Origin of the sequence: Vibrio sp. YQ_11 (assembly GCF_043103065.1) — a bacterium.
GTDB classification, from domain to species: Bacteria; Pseudomonadota; Gammaproteobacteria; order Enterobacterales; family Vibrionaceae; genus Vibrio; species Vibrio parahaemolyticus.
In genome coordinates this window covers 26145-43571 of the sequence record NZ_JBICJM010000007.1, presented here as the reverse complement: position 1 = coordinate 43571, position 17427 = coordinate 26145, and the positions used below count along the sequence as shown (strand labels likewise).

Here is a 17427-nt window from a genome sequence, read left to right as displayed (position 1 = left end):
CTTATTGCGCATCAGGGAACCACTCTTGCAGCAAATCACGCGAGCGCTCTAGCTCTTTTTGCCAAGAGTTCACGCCAACAACGGTCGGTTTAAGCAGAATAACTAGCTCGGTTTTTTGCGTCACATTCGAAGTGTTGCGGAACAAGTGCCCCAGAGCAGGCACGTCGCCAAGGAATGGGACTTTTGACACTTGCTCGACATTTTGTTGCTTCATCAAGCCACCGATAACCACAACATCGCCATCTTTCGCACGAATGACCGAATCTGATTCTCGAATCGAGCTTTTTGCCAAAGGCAATTGAATGTTTTGAAAATCACCACCAAGATTTAACTGCTTCACTTCTTCTGTGACTTCAATGACCGCTGGATGCACATGCAAGAACACGTTGCCCTTGTTGTCGATTTGTGGCGTCACATCAAGTGAAATGCCCGAGAAGAATGGCGTCAGTTCTACTTCAGGAACCGCATTAGAGTTTTCACCATTACCCGCATTACTGGAAAGCTCAGTTACGAAGTACTGATCGGTACCAACTTTGATCACGGATTTTTGGTTGTTCGCCGCCGTAATACGTGGGCTTGAGAGTACATTGAGGTCGCCTTGCGTCGACATAAAGTTTAATACAGCTTCGAAGTTACCATCAGATATCGTAACGTTGGTTTGACCGCCAAGAAGCGTACCAATCGCATCTAATGGAGGCAAAGCAGAAGCGGGGCGATTAACAATGATACTGCCTGAGTTACCAATTGACGCCGATAAGTTCGACCAGTTAATACCTTGCTGGTAACCATCGCTAAGCGTGACTTCTAAGATTTTCGCTTCAAGAATCACTTGGCGTTGCATTCGTTCTTGAGACACACCCAAAAACTCGCGCACTTCACGAATATCATCAGGGAAAGCTCGCACGGTGATCACGCCAGCTTGTGGCGTAACTACCACACTTTGGCCTTTACCCGAACCAATTAAGTTCGCCACCGCTTGTTGCAACATTGGCCAAAAATCACTTTCGGTGATGGTTTCAATGCGCGTTCCGCCTGTTGACGTCGTCGAGCTATCATTGCCGTTATTGCTGTTGTTGGAATCTGAAGAGTCTGAGCTGTCAGAGCTACCACCAGAATTGGACGTACCAGCCGAAGTAACGGAGCCCGTGACAATGCTCGTCAGTGAGCGACCTGAGCGTTTAAACTGTAGGTAGTCGACTGGAATCGTCACCGTACGCATACCTGCCGGATAAACTTGGATTACTTTGCCCGATTTCATGACATCGTAACCGTACATATTTTGTACAACGCTAAGCACTTCATCTAATGTCACGTCAGAAAGGTTGACCGTGATATTGCCTTGAACCGCTGGATGAATCGCAACGCTGTATTCTGTCCCTTTTACCAACGAAGCAAAGAAACTTCTCGCCTCTACTGCATTGGCTTGGATACGAAAACGCTTTGACGTTCCGTTATCAGAAGAAACATTGGAGTCTAAGTTAGGCATAAGATCCGCTTCTACCGAAGAAGGAATTTCCTCCAACGCGCGGCTATTCGCTTGATTGATAGATTCATTGAGAGCTTGCTTCACTTCAACCGGATCGCGGTGACCCATCGAACATCCCATTAAAGAAGCAATCGTTATTCCTACAACTAATTTGCGCATATCTGATCAGGCTCTGGTTATTATTTTTTTACGTTTAAACCAAAAAGCTCAAGGTTCCACTGACGGCTACCACGCTTTAAAGTTACAAATTCACTATTGATGCTTGCTACTCGATAACCGTTAAACAGTTCACCCTGTTCGACAAGCCGGTTATTCATGATTGCGACACATTCGGTATTTGGCTTACAGACAATGCTGTTCAGTGTCGGCAAGCGGTATTGTTTCGCTTTGGGCTTGGCAGACACCTCTGCTGGTTTTTGCCAACCAAGTGGTGCAGTTGGATCCTGATTTGCCAAGACTGAACCAGACAAGGCGATAGCCGCGATTGAGATAATGAGTTTTTTAACCACCGATAAACTCCTCTCGAGAACCTAATGTGTACACTTCAAGCACTAACTTCGCTTTTGGATATTCTTCTACTTTGTAACTGAAGCTACGCCAAAAATAGCTGGCAGGTAAGCTCTCTAACTTGTTTAAGTAGTTGGCGATAGAAAAGTAGTCACCAGTTAGCTCCATGCGTACTGGGTGTACGTAATAGCCTGAGTATTGTGATGCTTCTTTATCTTCTGTGATCGGCTCAGATGGCAGAGTCTGCAATGACACCAAGTGAATGCCACTTTGCTGCTCTAATACGCTCTCTAATACGCCCGCCATTTGTGAAGGCGTTACCAAGTGTTCAATAATTTGCGACAACTGCATAGAAAGATGCTGACTTTCCGTCAACAGGTTGGAAATTTCCAAATCAATATCTGCGTTTGGATCTTTCTTCAATTGAGCCTTAACACGTAAAATATCAATTTCTGTTTTTTGGTTTAACTGCTTTAAGTTACTCAGCTGTCTTTCATTGTTTGAGATCTGATTGAGCTTAGGTTCTAGCACCAACGTAAACAGCAACATAACAACGGTCACGAAGCCACACAGCGCCACCAGCATTTTCTCGCGCGCGCTCATGTCTCCAAAGCGCTCTTCTAATGAGCTCCAGAATTCGTTCATTTCTCTTTATCCTCGCGCGTTTTCAACTCAAACGTCACTATGTCTTTCTCATTGCGACCGATTTTCACGTCGTCAAATGTTCGCCCAACAAGACTGATCTCATTCTTGAACTGGCTTACCCAACTCGGCACTGAACTCGGAGCTTTCGCTAAGCCTTTTAAATCCAAGGTGTTGTTGTTGATGCGAATTTCGGATAAAGAGATTTCTTGGTTGCCCAATTTTGCTAATGACTGCATCACACCTGAGTAACCCGTGCGTTGCGAATCATCGTACTTGCCCACCGCTTTCAAGGAATCTCGCTTAGCTTTGACTTCACGCTCTAGACGCGCTTTGGCCGCTAACTTATTTGGATCAGGCTGGTGCTTACGCAGCTTCACTTGGTAGTAATCTAAGTCAGATTTAAGAATATCGCCCTTGCCTTTCACAATCGAAATTTCATCTTCCAAACCTTCACTTTGCCAAGACACGTAGCCGTAAGACAACAGAATCACAGCCGCAGCCGCACCCCAAGAAATCGCCACATTTTTTAGCGTAAGGAGATCTTTTTTCGGCTTTAAATGATCAGGATATAGATTGACGCGTCGATTTGTAGACGCCGCCGCCGCATCCGCAAGCACATGACCAGAGAGTTCATGTTCTTCAGGCAGTAGTGACGATACTTTGGTGCTTAAGCGGTAGTTAAGCGACTGAACCAATTCGTTCTCATCTTCTTCATCACAGCACACTTTCAATTGGTGTAACTGAACCTGACGAAGCTGAGCAGAGAGGTAATCTATCGAACGTTGCAGCTCCAGAGACAAACTGTCCATCTGTAGCTCGCTTGACGGTACGCCAGTAAGAGGAGGTGTCACGCTACGAATCGAACGATGGAATGCAATGGTGTGCTCAACAAAAGCACTGATGCGGAAATGCCCACGAGCGCTGCGTTGCAGCAACAAAAAGTTACCAAGCTCACCAGCGGTATCACCCCAAACATCATCTTCCGGAATGATCGCTTCTAACGGCAATTGAGCACGACTAGCCAGTAGCACAATTTTATCAAGCATCTTTCTTGATAAAACATAAGCTTGCACTTTACTTGAGTTTGGTAGCTCTACCGCATCAGCGATGATGTCGATGGCACGCTCAGAAATAAGCTCTTTGAGTAAAAACGGCAGCGCCGCCGACCACTCTTGGCGTGGCATGGCTGGCTTGTCGATTTGATACATCTGATAGTAGTTGTGTGACAGCACTACGGTCAGAGAATCATAAGCGCTCGCGGCAACGCTTAACGCTTGCTCAACAGCGCGTTCCCAATTTGATTCAGAAATTTCAAACTGAGACGGACGGCCACTTTTAGCTGGTGATGATAAATAAACTGCGTCTGGCTGAATAACCAAAAAACAAGAGCGACCACCACCAGATGATCGCATCAGCTTGTCGAATACTGCTTTAAATTCCATGATTATTATCTTTATTTTTTCCGCCAGCGATTTCGTCTTCCCAATTTAACTTGGGATTCTGATTGAGAATGTTGCGCTGTTTGTGGGCGAGGAAGATATTGCTGCTCTGCAGAAAAATAGCGTCCTTGTCCGCCGTACACACCTAATTCAAGAAGCGTGTTTAGCTCTTGTTGATTCTCAATTCCCACTGCTATGATTTTGGTTTTGCTGTTCGCCGCTGCACCTAGCATACTGCGGACAAAAAGCTGGTTCTCATGTCGCTGATCGATTTTTGCTACCAAGCTGCGATGAAGCTTGAGATAACGAATGTCCACTTCTTTTAGGTAGTGAGTGCTGACGATGGTTCGTCCCGCTTGCCCCACCATGAGATGGCATCCCAAACCGGCCAGCATTTTAGCGACTGGTCGCATAAAGTCTAAGTGTCTTACAAATTGTGCTTCCACAAACTCAAAATTGAGACACTTTCTCTGCTCGCGTGACAACTGTAAGAGTTCATCACGAAACCACTTGAAGTATTCGCGACTCGAAAAAGGCGTCACATTTAGATTTAGAGCATAATTTTTAGAGCTGTCAAAATTCTCTTTAAAGTCTTTTAAGAATTTATGAAGTACAGCTCTATCCATTTGAGCTTCATAGCCCACTTGTCTGATAGCAGAGATAAACCGGGACGCTTTAACAATGCCATTTTCAGGATCCCGAATTCGACATGTTAACTCTTCGTGTAAGGCTTTTTTATGCGTCGCATCACTTATTGAGTGAACCGATTGTGCGTAGAGTATCACATTTTCTGATGTAAGTGCCGTATCAAATAACGTACGCCATCTCACACTTCCGCGCGCTTCTTCATCGTGGTTCCATTTCTTAAAACGGCTCCAGTTATTGTTGTTTTGTAGCTGCGCACTTCTGAGTGCCGTTTCCGCCTCATCAATAATTTGGCTGTGTCGCTCTCCCTCTTTGTACATAGTGATACCAATATGGCACCAGTTGTCGGGGTCGAGCGGATCTGGCGGCGTAAGTTTCTCTAGTTGACGAATACATTGTGAGGCCAAGTTGGCAACATCTTTGGCGCTTTGATGAGGTAAGAACAGTGCAAAATCGGCATCGTAATAACGAGAGAACACCACGTCTGGGTAACGCTGCACTAAATTGGATAACAAGCTGCCGACTTCAACAATAAACTCGTCGGTGATTTGCTTATCTTGCTCTTCTTCCACGAGCTTCCAATCTTGAATACGAATCAGCAAGACCGCGCCACGTGCGCCACTCTCTAAAAGAGCCGATTCCAGCTTGCTATCAAAGAGCACTCGATTGGCTGTTCCAGTGAGCTTATCGAGAAAAGTTTGAGTGCGGATAAAGGTATCAAAGCGGCTGCGCTCCTGGCGCGCATCCTGTAATTCTTCAATCAACACGTCGAGTGCTTCACTCGCGGTGTAAGGCCACTCTTTTTTATCTCCCTTGGCGTATTGCTCAACTCGCCCCGCCAAGATCATTCTTCCTCGCTCTTCCAGCATTTCTGAACCAGCAAGCTGCTCTTTTAGCCACGCAACACCGCGCATCAAACAAAAGATGATCAAAATAACGGCGAGAGTGATCGACCACAACGCCTGCATGGAGTAGCTGTAACCTAAGTAAGGAGGGATGGCTTTAAAGCGGATGACATAGTCTTGATTGTGAGTCAGCTGGTACTCAGTTTCAAACAAGGCCGACGCTTCTATTTGATGCGAAGTGTCTTTGAACCGATAAACGACGGCGTTGTTTGTCGAGAGTGTCATTTCAACGATGTTGCTTGCTTGCAACATTTTGGGCATCCAACGCTGCATAGAATAAGCTGCATCAGGATCTTCCATCTCTTTATCAACAACCTCGACAATCCCTTCCAAGTAGTGGGTAAGATATTCTTGCCCAAGTCGTTTGAAAGAGAGGGTGCCGCCGACAAACAAGATAAACATTGCGCATATAACGATCATGGTGACAAAAGCCACCAGCCGCGTGCTTAGCTTAAGAGTTGGGGTATACCTCATGAATACCAAATTCCTTTTCTATTCATCATATACCTTATTGAAATATTTATACTTGATAAGTGCTCGGCAAACAATCGGATTAGTCTGATTGTGAGAGTTTGAAGCATATAGAGAATTGCTTTCATTGATAAGCTTTATCGTTAGTGCGAAGTGATTAAAAAGATCGGGCTCACATGCTGAATTCAGGCAATAAAAAAGCCGCGATATTCGCGGCCTTTTCGATTCAAACATAGCGGGGATTTAGAAGGGTTAACTAAGACAAACAAACTCAAAACAGGGTCAGTACAATTAAAATTTCCATATTAATCAAAAATATAGGGATACTGACCCCATTTGAAAAATCAACCTTTCACGAGCTAAACGTGTAAAAACATCCGCATTTTTTACTTAATTCAGCTCTATTTAAGCATTTTTCAACATTTCTGACAAAGCTGTTTTGCGTGTATCCAAAGCACTGCGCTTGTTTATCCCATACTGAAAGTCATACTCCTTACCAATGATATGTACCTTACTTTCGGCTCGTGTTATGGCTGTATAAATCCAACTTCGATCAAGCAACAAGCTTCGCTCCAGCAGCACGATTACATTCTCAGCTTGCGAGCCTTGCAACTTATGTAGCGTTAGTGCGTAAGCCAGCTCTATGTATTCGAATAGCTGCCAATCGACCTTTAAAGATCTTTTGCTTCCATCCTCGCCAATATCCTCTAGCTCAATGACACAAGCATACTCTTCGGTTGCTTCAGCGTTTGTTATCACGCCCAAAGTGCCATTTTGAACATCGTATTTATAGTTTGTCAGGGTTATAACTATTGGGTCGCCTTCTCTGAACTCATAGTTTCCTTTAGTGATCGGCATATTTGTTAGATCAAGTAACCGACCATTAGGGTTCACCTCTGCTTGTAACTTGAGGTTAGCATTTCTTACGGTGGCATTCGTCGATGCTACAATCATCGCCCTGTCGTATTTCAAATACACCGACACAGCGTCCTGAAGCAGGTCATCACTTGATTCATGGAACGTAATATCAGACGTCGTTAAAGAAGATGGCTTATTGCCATTGCGTATGTCATTCGAATACGCAGGAATAGAACTAATAGCGCCTTGTCGCTTAACCACATCTAGTTCGACATGATTGATTACCCCACTCTTAATAACATCATGCAAAATTAACCCTGCATTGATCGGAGGTAACTGATTAGGATCTCCCACGAGTACGATCCTTGACTTGTCGGAGAACAAAGTAACCAAACGCCACATAGTGTAAGCGTCTAGCATCGACGCTTCGTCAATCAGTAAAACACTGTTATCTGGAATACTGTCTTTACGTAATAATCGCGCTATCGTCATACAATTAATGCCAATAGACTGCTGAAGGCGTCTAGCTGCTTTTCCTGAAAGCGCTACTGGATAAATACTAAAACCTAATTTTTGATAGGCATCAACGATAAGCTTCGTGGTTGTCGTTTTACCTGTGCCAGCACCTCCAGTGAGAGCAAAAATATGGCTGACTAATGCTGTCCTTACAGCTCTTGCTTGAGCTTCCTCAAGTTTCCAACCTTCAGGGATAGAAGTAGTGAACGCAACCTCTAGTTCACTTCGCCAAAGGCTTCCCATCTTGCTGAGTTTGCTGAATCGTTTGGCTATTGTTTTTTCAAAAATATAGTTGCCTGAGGCGTAGTATTTGTCATCGTGTTTTACAAAACCGATGATGTCGCCAGTTAACTGTTTAGCCCTTTCAATAAGTAACTTGTCGTTATTTAAGTAGGTGCGAATCGTATGTTCTATATCACGCCAAAGTGCAACCGTATGCCCTTTGTCACTCCATAAACGCAAAGATTGTTCAATTATAGCTGCAAGCCTTATTTCATCACTTGGTTCAACTTTGAAGTGCTTTTGTGCGATCTCGTCAACCTTGCTAAATCTCATACCCAAAGAGAACAAGCGGTACGGATTCGTTTTCAAAAATCCAATTGCATCCTTACCTGACAATCTAAAAAGTTGACGTTGAATAGGTTCTTCTACCTCCCACTCGACTAACTGGCTCGCATACTTGAGATTGGCATATTTTCTAAAACCTTGATAAAGCGCATTTACCGTCCCATCACTCCTCAAAACATCCTTGATCGCTTGAAAGTTACTTATTGATTTATCATGTTTATATGGTTCATCTTTTTCGCATTCGAGCATGGTGAAAATGTCACTACGGAATTCAGCCCAGAGTAATTGTGCTTTCACCCTGCCAATACCGACAAACTCTTTCTCAGAGCTTAAAAAGTTAACGAAACCAATACCATTGTCAGGCATCACACACTTAAGTTTGGGTTGCATGAAACGCCACACGTCCACATAACCACCCACACTAACTGGCTGTTGTCGCACACTATAGTTATTCTCTTTTAATATCTCCCATTGCTGCCCTACTTGCGGCTTCATATTTAGCTGGTTTTGAGTAGTTAGCAATACGATTCGGTGTGCTCCAGCGTTTTGGTTAACAAACACAGCACCTAACTGAACATTATCAGGATGATATTGATATATCTGGGTAATCCGAACCAAGAAAGTACCGTTACTCATTTCCAAAGCCCCATTTCAATGAGAACTTCTTTAAATTCAGATAGCCTAGCGACTTCGGCGGTAAGTTTTGCATTCTCAGCTTGTAACCGAGCATTGAACCGCTTTAAGTCACGAACCTTGATGCTATCTGTTATACCCTCGTCCATATTGTCCTGGAACACTCCCCTGACTTCAGCGCTCTGTTCTTCCAGTGGCAGATTCTCTTTCCGTTTTTGATACACCCCCTCTGTTGCAAGCTCTTTCTTAAGCTCATCGAATAGTTCGAAGAGTTTTTTGTTTCTAGATGCTTTGAATGCAGACGAATCAAAACCAAGCTCATCTGCTATCTTTTTGGGACTTAAAGTATCACCATGCCAGTAATCCAGCCAATTCGGAGGGTTCTTGGCCTTCATTTCATCAACCCACGCAATGAAGAGATTTCTATTTCTTTGTCCTTTCTCTTTGCTCAACTGGTCTTCTCCTAGATTCTATTTGCACCAATTCCCAAATCCCGATATTTCAAATTAAAGACGCTATTTAAACAGACTCTCTTGTTCCAAATCTGGTGCCGCATCTAGATATCTGTTGAGCGTTGGCCTAGAAATATTGAAGTGCTTAGCCACATCAGATTTTTGTACTGAGGGATCTTGTAGCATCGATTTCGCGAGCTTAATTTGCTTATCTGTGAGTTTTTGCTTCCTGCCACCTTTTCTGCCTCGCGCTCTTGCAGCTTTAAGTCCAGCCTTGGTTCTTTCCACGATAATATCTCGCTCAAACTCAGCTATAGCTCCAATCACGTTAAACACTAGCTTCCCTGTAGATGTTGTTGTATCAATGTTTTCGGACAATGATTTAAACTGAACTCCGTTGCTCTTAAACATCTCAAGCAAAGTAATAAGATCTTTAAGACTGCGTCCAAGCCTATCGAGTTTATAAACTACAACTATGTCATCCTGGCGAAGGGAGTCTAGTAATCTAGTAAGTTCAGGGCGATCTTTGGTCTTAGCTGAAGCCTTTTCTATAAAGATTTTTTCACAGCCAGATTTGGTTAGTTCATCAATCTGATAATCACAGTTTTGATCTGTAGTGCTTACTCTCGCATATCCAATTATCATGAAACACTCCCATACGTTTATGTTACATAGTTTAGTTTACGAGTTTTGTTACAGAAAATGGAAGGATATTCATTAAAATATGATGAGAAAGGAGATGTAACACAAACCTTCGTTTTATTTACATCAAAAAACGGAAAGAACTACACGGTACTTGAAACACTTTTCAAAGGGTAAAATTGTTGCCCATGACGATCTCGAACTTCGTAAACAACGCTATTGGTCGAGATTCCATTCCCCTCACATCTAGATAAGCAAAGCCCTTAGATGAAAGAGCTTCGAAAGCATCAGTAACATCCTTGATACAGCGCCCACTCATTTCAGCAAGTTCATCAAGACTGTTTGGCTTCTCGCGAGCAATCAAATTCAACAGTTCAACATTTTCGTTAGACAACAGTTGTGAAAGCGCAGCCAGTGACTCAAACAAAAATTGAGGGTAAGGTTCTTCAGACGTCACTTTTCCTTCTGCAATACGAACCATACGCTTACGAGCAAGCTCTTCTGATAGAATACCGATTTTTGCTTTCATACCATCCACACTCCTAATAGTCGCCATCTAAATCGACTAAATAATCGCCGACGATCACATCTAATTCTTTTTTCATTTCTTGGGAAGAAGCAATCAACAGAAGTGGTTCTTACACGAAGTTTCTGTTAGACCACTGATCTTTTCTTTTTCGCGCTTCATTGCTGGCTACTCCCATTTTTTATTGACGCAATCACTTTTAATAAATCGGTCGTGATTGCTGGGCATTTGTCGTTCATAAAAACTGTTACTTCATCACCAAATTTCATCGTTACGATTCCATTCTTATCGACACTTAACAGAGCGAAAGACTGCCTCAAATCAAGAGTCGTGTTACTTCCATTGGTCTTGGGTTCAGTCATTTTTCCCTCACTGCTAACGAGTATGTTTACAAAATGGGCAACAATTGTTACCCCAGATGTTTACTTAATTGTTCTGTTTAACTTTTCAACGATTTCAGTGGCATGTTGAAATATTGCATCCTTTACCAACGCGAACTCCTGTCCAGGGAATCTTTTGTCTATAGAGCTAAGTGCGCAACTAAATTGAGCGAGAAAGGTAAAGACGATTTCATGGCAGTTCGCATTGCTGATACCGAACTGAGCAGCTGTCTGCTCTATATGGCGTAAGCAAATTTTGTTGATATGATATTTGTATCCTCGTGATGCTTTCAGTCCCATAGCTAGCTTTAGCTTGCGCTTATTTAACCCTGTAGCACTGACAGCGGGGTAAGCTGATAGCAAATCGTAGAACGGTGCAAGTTGATAGTGTCCGCCAGGAGCAATATGCACGGAAAAATTCTTGAGATGCCCGTCAGTGGCACCAAGAAGGCATTGTAAAATCATAAACTTAAAAAAGTCATGATTGTTCGTCTTACTTTGCGCAGAAAGACTTAAAACATCAACAATTTTGGAGACACCGAGGTTGTTCTCCGATTGATATTTTAGATGTTCAGGTACACCCAAAATCTGGCAGAAATCTTCTTGGTGTCTACGAGTCACAACTCCATCACCAAAACATCGGTCGAACCGTTTTACTGCAAGGGCTTTAGCTCCTGATTCTGCGGTTATTATCTCAATGTCGGGGACTTTAAAACCAAGTTCCTTCGCTATTTGAGTACAGATGAATTCATTCTCAATGCTGCTACTCATATCTAGCACGGAGTTACTTTGGGTAATCACATCCATCGGATACTTAACTATGTGACTACTGAACGCGGTTCCCTGTGGAACATACCACCTTCCATTTGTTTTCATCAGCGTGGTTTTTCTTTGTGTACCAGATACACATGGCCTGTAGTCACCAAAACATGGAAGAAATGACTTACGCTGAGTAACGAGTTCATTTAATTCACTTGCCGAGATCTCTCGATATTTCCACCCTATCTTTGGCGGCTCCCTACTCTCGGTAAATGAAATTCCGCCCGTGCAATCGTGACCAAATTTTGAGAGTAAGGTGAATACATCGTTGGATTGCACACCGACCGAGTGAGCAAGGCTTAATCGTTCTTCCATTAAATCAGGTAGAAGATTATTCATGAAATTCAATACATTAAATGATGAGTTTTCTCCCATTCTTAACGGTAGGCTCAACGAGATCGGAAAGGATAAATGATATGCTAACCATTGTTCAGAATATGAAAATGACAAGTTGTTCTTCGACTGTTGGACAAACTGCCCCACGAGCATGTTGTTATTTGTGGCATGTGCGTAAACTATAGGATTATGCAAATTAGCTCCCACTTTCTTCTAGTTGGGCTGTGTTTTTGTAGAAGGTAATTGCGTTTTCTACTGCCTGCATTTCGGCTTTGAGATCCAATCTACGATTGTCATACTCGGATATATATTCGTCTAAACACACCCGAAGTTCTGAGTGTTGAGTACACAACCGATTGAAATGCTTCCATGTCCTTTTATGAAGAGAATAGGACTCTGACAGCTCTGACTGTTTATCTTGCAAAATCGTCAAAAGGCTTTCTTTTTTAAGAGAAAGGCAGTTGGAGTCCTCACTGTAGTTATCGTAATCCACGACCTCCCAGTCGATATGGTTAAACATAAAACCTTTGGAAAATTCTTCATCACCATGCTTATCGAAACCACACGAAAGGACTGCGCCGATAAGCGACATTTCCTTCAATTTTTTTTCGACGTATTCATCTGATAAGTATTCTTTCTCATCACAGTCTATTGGAAACGACGTTAAGTCATTAGCAGAGAAATGTTCATTGTAATAAATGGCGAGAAATAACTCTTTTCTGATCTTTACCTTCATGTGTTCAAAAACGGCCTTTATTGATGATTTTGAGGATTATAATCCGTGGAGTTATATGCCGCAACTGTGCAATTGTTCAACAAATTAATTTCATAAATAAAAAACATGAACAAGAAGCTTGCAGCACTTGTGGGCAAACGCATTGCAAAGATGAGGAAATCCAAAGGGTTAACTCAAGATAAGCTCGCGTTGCTCGCAGAGATAGATAGAAGTTATGTGGGACGCATTGAGCGCGGTGAAGTCAATATCACGATTGAGAAGTTGTATGAGATTGCGGAGACTTTGAGCTGTGATGCTAAGGAGCTTCTACCCTAAATTACAGTGAATTTTCATTCAGTTCTGTGTGAATACCATCAATGTCACTTACAAGATTTTTCGGTAGTATTTACTGCACTGTCAGCAATCGGGACAATCTGATTTGTCTTAACTAGGCTATGCGTAATGTGTGGTTTTGTTAAAGTAATGACTGACTATAGAGTCATCAACTACCCTGTCCTTACGTGTATAACTAAAGTCTATTGAGTGATCTTTAGTTCTTCAATATCAGCGAGGATGAGAACGAGCGTCAGTTTGCCTTGATGCTAACTAGTAAGCTTTAACCCTATTTATACACTTAAATCACGTCAGACAGCACTTACAGGTGATAAATAAATGTCAGAATTAAAAGAATCATTAACTTCCATAGCCATAGAATCATGGCGCTTCAGTAAGGTCTTTGAGCGTATGCTTGAAAAGGTGGAGCCGCACGAACAAGGTCGGTATGCAAACCAATACAAGTGGTTTCAAAAGAAACTCAACGAGAGTTTGAATCAAGCAGATTTGCGATTAGTGAATCTTGAAGGGCAAGCCTATGACATTGGCATGGCTGTAACTGCAATAAATATCGAGGACTTTGATGAAGAAGACGAACTAATCGTTGAGCAAATGATCGAGCCTTTGATTATGAATGAACAAGGGATCGTAAAACCAGGCACAGTTGTTTTGAGGAAAGTGTAAAGTGAAACATTTTATAGGAATTGATTTAGGAACGACAAACAGCGCGATATCTTCTTTTGATGGAGTAAATACAAGAGTCTGGAAAAGCCCAATTCAAACAGACGTTACACCCTCGGCAATATATATTGATAGGCGAGGTAGAAAACTAGTCGGACAATCGGCTTATGAGCAGGCGGCTCGAAGTCCAGACAACGCAGCCGTGCTGTTCAAGCGACTAATGGGAACTAGTAGTACACTCCAGTTTAAAGCTGTTGGTGAGTCAAAAACTCCCGTTGAGTGCTCATCAGAAGTACTAAAAACACTATTCGGTTATTTGACTGAAGAAATCAGAGAAAACAAAGATACTGGTGTAGTAATTACTGTTCCAGCCGCATTTAATCAGATGCAAAAAGATGCAACGATGGAAGCAGCTTCCCTTGCAGGCTTTAATAACGTTGCATTAATGCAAGAACCTGTTGCCGCAGTGATGAGTGTTATGAAAAACAATGCATCCGATGGTGTTTTTCTTATCTACGACTTAGGTGGCGGTACACTAGATATCGCAATTGCGGAAAGTCATGCAGGAAAAGTTAATCTCTTATCTCATGGTGGGATCGCGATGTGTGGAGGAAGAGATTTCGATAGAGAAATTTTAGACAATATTGTTCGACCTTGGTTGCGAGAGAATTTTGAATTACCTGATGATTTCGTTACTAACCCTAATTATAAAACGCTTATCCGTATGGCAAATCATGCAGTAGAGAGAGCAAAAATCGAGCTATCTTCAAGAGAGGAGTCAATAATCTCCCTTACAGAGACAGAAGCTCGAACTCAAGATTTGTCAGGAGAAGAAATATATATTGATATTGAGCTTACAAGGGAGATGTTTAACAAGCTTATTGATAAACGAGTTAATGCATCAATCGACGCAGCAAGAGAAGCATTGAGTCAAGCTCACCTAACACCAGACTATATCAATAAAGTAGCGTTTGTCGGTGGTCCAACTAACTATAAACCACTCAGGGATAAGGTTTGTTTCGAGTTGGGGATAGAGGGAGACAATAGCATTAACCCAATGACAGCAGTTGCTGAGGGTGCGAGCATATTTGCAGAGTCCATAGATTGGGATTCACAAGATAGGTCAAGAAAAAGCTCGCGTGGCAAGTTGTCCCTAGAAGGTAACGTCAATCTTTCATTTAATTTTCATGCGAGAACACCGAAGAATATAGCTCGAGTGCTTGTACAACTTTCAGATGCTCACACTCAAGATGAATTAGAGTTTCAAGTTGATTGTATTAATACAGGTTGGACATCTGGTTTACTCAAGCTAAAACATGGTGCAGCACTAAATCTACCATTAAATCAGATGGGTGAGAATTCATTCAAAGTTTTTGTCTTTAACAATCAAGGTCAATCTGTCGATATAGGACAAGATGTTATTACAATAACTAAAACGGCCGCGAGTGTTGAAGCAATCCCTGCATCACATACGATTTCTATTGAGGCGCTTAATCAGCTCGGTGGTAGTTCTGGCTTGGTTCCCTTGGTTAAAGCTGGTGACACTTTACCTGTCAAGGGTAGAGCTAATTTTAAAGCAGCAGAATCTCTAAGGGCAGGAGCAATATCAAGTATTAACATTAAACTTTGGGAAGGAGACATCAAAGAACCAATTAGCGACAACCGACCGATTGGTGTCTTAAAGATTTCGGGAACAGACTTTGAGCAAGGAGTTATTCCAGCGGGTGCGGATATTGAATGTGAATATGAAATATTGGACTCTGGCGCTATAAAATTGGAAGTATCAGTGCCGAGCATTGGAAGTGTATTTGATTCGGGGAAAAACTTCTATTCTCGTCAAGAAGGTCAAGTGGATTATAGTTCTTCACTTGAACTTGTTAAAAGCGAGGGTGAATCATTACTTGCAAGGATTGAAGCTCTTGAAGGGGTTATTGATAGTGAAATGCTACAAAATGCAAAAAATAAAGCTGTAGTAGCAGCAAATCTTGATGCTAACACTCAGCAAGCTGAAGACACACAAGAAGCGATGGAACAGATTTACGAAGCTAAAAAACTATTGTCCAAGACTCGTGACGCGAATCTAGCTCAGATACGTCAAATTGAGGTCGATGACCTAGAAAGCTTTTATACTGACTATTTATATGAACTTGCTTCAGAGTCAGACCGCTCCCTGATAAACCGTTTGTTTAGTTCCGCAAGAAATGCCCTATCAAGTCGTAATGGTGACTTTGAGAATATCGTTGAAGAGATTCGAGGTAAAAACTTCCAGATTCTTTGGAATCAGGACTGGTTTGTTGTCGAGAAGTTCAAGTCTATGGCTACTTCAGCACATCTTTTCTCTGACAGAAGTATGTTTGACCGTTTAGTAAACGAAGGAGTCAATAGGTTAGAAAATGATGATATCGATGGAGTGAAAGAAATCATATTACATCTAAGTCAAATCCAGATTGGTATGATATCGGACAACGAAATTTTGGCAAATGCAAATATTGTGATGGGATGATAATGAACGATCTCTTTTTGCCGAATGGCTATCATTTACCTAGCGGTCATAAAGTTACAAAAAAAATTCAATCAGGGATTGGGTGGCAAATTTTTGTGACTAGCAATGACTCTAGAGTGCTAGTCATAACTGAGGAGTTAGTGAACAATAACTTTGACAATGGTATTTTGCCTCGGAAAGTATTCACAACCTGCTATATAGGCGGAGAGATCTTTTATCTTCATGAATCAGAACCTAGATATGAGCTAAGTCATATAAAATATAGTAACGTTCCCAAGGATTTCTCTGAAGCTAAAGCATTCGCTCATGCTTTTAGAGCCACCAGAAATTTAGCTTCTGATCTTGACCTATCTGATGCTATCTACATAGAGAAATTCTCTCGCCTACTAGTTGTTGGAACTGATACTACAGCACCTAAATCCGATGAATTGGTCTTGGGAAAGTGGTTAACAGGCGGCGTCGGTTTAAGTGCTACCAATACAGATAGAATAAAAAGCTTAAGTGGTATCAATGATCTTAGGCTTCTACACGAAATATTACTTGATTCTGGTGTTATAAAAGAGACTATTTCTGTTGTTGAGATTGAGAAGCCACCTCTCAAGGAGTTCCGTCTTGTAGGTAGGAATCAACTTGAACATTTTCTCATTGAACATGTGGTAGATATTATTGAAAATCCAAGTTTTTACGCTAGTTTAGGTATTAATTTTCCTACTCCTTTTATACTTCATGGCCCTCCTGGTTGTGGAAAAACTTATGCAGTTGAGCAACTAATTGATTATTTAAAGTTACCTTCCTATCATATCGAATCAAGTACTGTAGGCAGCCCTTACATTCATGAAACGAGTAGAAAAATTTCTGAGATATTTGAAGGTGCAATAAATAATTCTCCAGCAGTTATCGTTATTGATGAGATGGAGAGCTTTGTAAGTAGTAGAAGTCATGGTGATATTGGATTACATCGTGTTGAAGAAGTAAATGAATTCCTACGACTTATACCTAAAGCTATTGCCAATAATGTCTTAATTATTGGCATGACCAATCAATTAGACATGCTTGATTCAGCGGTGACCAGAAGAGGACGTTTTGATTTTTGCATAGAAGTTAAAACACCTACTAGAAGTGAGATCGAAGAGCTATTTGATCACTTAGTGATGAACTTTCCCTGTGACTTAGAGCAATGTACAGAGAATATATATAACGGACTTTATGGTCGTCAGCCATCAGATGTTGTGTTTGTTGTTAAGGAAGCGGGACGCATTGCAGCAAGGCGAAGAAACAATTTATTAACAGCCGAGTGTTTTTTGATGGCGATAGAGAAATTACCAAGATTAGATAACAAAAAGAAAAATAAAATAGGCTTTATTTAAA

General features: G+C 41.8%; 16 protein-coding genes. 4 read left to right on the top strand and 12 right to left on the bottom strand.

Annotated elements, in window-relative coordinates; genetic code table 11:
* Position 1: 1 nt before the first annotated feature.
* The 12 genes from mshL to ACF8EG_RS05145 form a co-directional block, all read right to left on the bottom strand.
* Positions 2–1645 carry a pilus (MSHA type) biogenesis protein MshL gene (gene mshL / locus ACF8EG_RS05200; protein ID WP_005456314.1) on the bottom strand — a complete coding sequence of 548 codons (1644 nt, stop codon included), beginning with the start codon at positions 1643–1645 and terminating at the stop codon, positions 2–4.
* 20 nt (positions 1646–1665) lie between these two features.
* Positions 1666–1995, bottom strand: a complete 330-nt coding sequence (locus tag ACF8EG_RS05195; RefSeq protein WP_005481006.1) for an MSHA biogenesis protein MshK — start codon at positions 1993–1995, stop codon at positions 1666–1668.
* Complete coding sequence (gene gspM, locus ACF8EG_RS05190; protein ID WP_042771014.1) at positions 1988–2638, bottom strand: type II secretion system protein GspM; 651 nt, start codon at positions 2636–2638, stop codon at positions 1988–1990. Before gspM ends, ACF8EG_RS05195 begins: the two co-directional genes overlap by 8 nt.
* On the bottom strand, positions 2635–4080 hold the full coding sequence (locus ACF8EG_RS05185) for an MSHA biogenesis protein MshI (RefSeq protein WP_069507429.1): 1446 nt from the start codon (positions 4078–4080) through the stop codon (positions 2635–2637). Before ACF8EG_RS05185 ends, gspM begins: the two co-directional genes overlap by 4 nt.
* A gap of 11 nt (positions 4081–4091) precedes the next feature.
* Complete coding sequence (gene csrD / locus ACF8EG_RS05180; protein ID WP_011106082.1) at positions 4092–6101, bottom strand: RNase E specificity factor CsrD; 2010 nt, start codon at positions 6099–6101, stop codon at positions 4092–4094.
* A gap of 402 nt (positions 6102–6503) precedes the next feature.
* Entirely contained in the window at positions 6504–8675 is a 2172-nt protein-coding gene (locus tag ACF8EG_RS05175; protein WP_140066747.1) for an ATP-dependent RecD-like DNA helicase, read from the bottom strand.
* On the bottom strand, positions 8672–9124 hold the full coding sequence (locus ACF8EG_RS05170) for a hypothetical protein (RefSeq protein WP_029854401.1): 453 nt from the start codon (positions 9122–9124) through the stop codon (positions 8672–8674). Before ACF8EG_RS05170 ends, ACF8EG_RS05175 begins: the two co-directional genes overlap by 4 nt.
* 63 nt (positions 9125–9187) lie before the next feature.
* On the bottom strand, positions 9188–9769 hold the full coding sequence (locus ACF8EG_RS05165) for a recombinase family protein (protein WP_029854399.1): 582 nt from the start codon (positions 9767–9769) through the stop codon (positions 9188–9190).
* Between the two features lie 163 nt (positions 9770–9932).
* Positions 9933–10295 carry a transcriptional regulator gene (locus tag ACF8EG_RS05160; RefSeq protein ID WP_206926095.1) on the bottom strand — a complete coding sequence of 121 codons (363 nt, stop codon included), beginning with the start codon at positions 10293–10295 and terminating at the stop codon, positions 9933–9935.
* A gap of 155 nt (positions 10296–10450) precedes the next feature.
* Positions 10451–10654, bottom strand: coding sequence for a hypothetical protein (locus ACF8EG_RS05155; RefSeq protein WP_206926096.1), 204 nt, complete (start codon positions 10652–10654; stop codon positions 10451–10453).
* A gap of 60 nt (positions 10655–10714) precedes the next feature.
* On the bottom strand, positions 10715–12034 hold the full coding sequence (locus ACF8EG_RS05150; RefSeq protein WP_206926097.1) for a HipA domain-containing protein: 1320 nt from the start codon (positions 12032–12034) through the stop codon (positions 10715–10717).
* On the bottom strand, positions 12024–12563 hold the full coding sequence (locus ACF8EG_RS05145; RefSeq protein WP_206926098.1) for a hypothetical protein: 540 nt from the start codon (positions 12561–12563) through the stop codon (positions 12024–12026). The genes ACF8EG_RS05150 and ACF8EG_RS05145 overlap by 11 nt, the downstream gene beginning before the upstream one ends.
* Before the next feature lie 105 nt (positions 12564–12668).
* Between ACF8EG_RS05145 and ACF8EG_RS05140 the strand changes: the two genes are divergently transcribed.
* The 4 genes from ACF8EG_RS05140 to ACF8EG_RS05125 all read left to right on the top strand — a co-directional run bounded on the left by ACF8EG_RS05140 (position 12669) and on the right by ACF8EG_RS05125 (position 17426).
* Complete coding sequence (locus ACF8EG_RS05140; RefSeq protein WP_123015251.1) at positions 12669–12878, top strand: helix-turn-helix domain-containing protein; 210 nt, start codon at positions 12669–12671, stop codon at positions 12876–12878.
* Positions 12879–13214: 336 nt separating this feature from the next.
* Positions 13215–13559 carry a hypothetical protein gene (locus ACF8EG_RS05135; protein WP_078558794.1) on the top strand — a complete coding sequence of 115 codons (345 nt, stop codon included), beginning with the start codon at positions 13215–13217 and terminating at the stop codon, positions 13557–13559.
* A gap of 1 nt (position 13560) precedes the next feature.
* Positions 13561–16059, top strand: a complete 2499-nt coding sequence (locus ACF8EG_RS05130; protein ID WP_078558793.1) for an Hsp70 family protein — start codon at positions 13561–13563, stop codon at positions 16057–16059.
* Positions 16060–16061: 2 nt separating this feature from the next.
* Complete coding sequence (locus ACF8EG_RS05125; RefSeq protein ID WP_123017284.1) at positions 16062–17426, top strand: ATP-binding protein; 1365 nt, start codon at positions 16062–16064, stop codon at positions 17424–17426.
* Position 17427 lies beyond the last annotated feature (1 nt).

Bases quoted from the DNA above. Each gene is read 5' to 3' on its own strand.
- ACF8EG_RS05135 (WP_078558794.1), top strand. From the start codon at position 13,215: ATGTCAGAATTAAAAGAATCATTAACTTCCATAGCCATAGAATCATGG.
- ACF8EG_RS05160 (WP_206926095.1), bottom strand. From the start codon at position 10,295: ATGAAAGCAAAAATCGGTATTCTATCAGAAGAGCTTGCTCGTAAGCGT.
- ACF8EG_RS05155 (WP_206926096.1), bottom strand. From the start codon at position 10,654: ATGACTGAACCCAAGACCAATGGAAGTAACACGACTCTTGATTTGAGG.
- csrD (WP_011106082.1), bottom strand. From the start codon at position 6,101: ATGAGGTATACCCCAACTCTTAAGCTAAGCACGCGGCTGGTGGCTTTT.
- mshL (WP_005456314.1), bottom strand. From the start codon at position 1,645: ATGCGCAAATTAGTTGTAGGAATAACGATTGCTTCTTTAATGGGATGT.
- ACF8EG_RS05175 (WP_140066747.1), bottom strand. From the start codon at position 8,675: ATGAGTAACGGTACTTTCTTGGTTCGGATTACCCAGATATATCAATAT.
- ACF8EG_RS05145 (WP_206926098.1), bottom strand. From the start codon at position 12,563: ATGAAGGTAAAGATCAGAAAAGAGTTATTTCTCGCCATTTATTACAAT.
- ACF8EG_RS05165 (WP_029854399.1), bottom strand. From the start codon at position 9,769: ATGATAATTGGATATGCGAGAGTAAGCACTACAGATCAAAACTGTGAT.
- ACF8EG_RS05125 (WP_123017284.1), top strand. From the start codon at position 16,062: ATGAACGATCTCTTTTTGCCGAATGGCTATCATTTACCTAGCGGTCAT.
- gspM (WP_042771014.1), bottom strand. From the start codon at position 2,638: ATGAACGAATTCTGGAGCTCATTAGAAGAGCGCTTTGGAGACATGAGC.
- ACF8EG_RS05140 (WP_123015251.1), top strand. From the start codon at position 12,669: ATGAACAAGAAGCTTGCAGCACTTGTGGGCAAACGCATTGCAAAGATG.
- ACF8EG_RS05185 (WP_069507429.1), bottom strand. From the start codon at position 4,080: ATGGAATTTAAAGCAGTATTCGACAAGCTGATGCGATCATCTGGTGGT.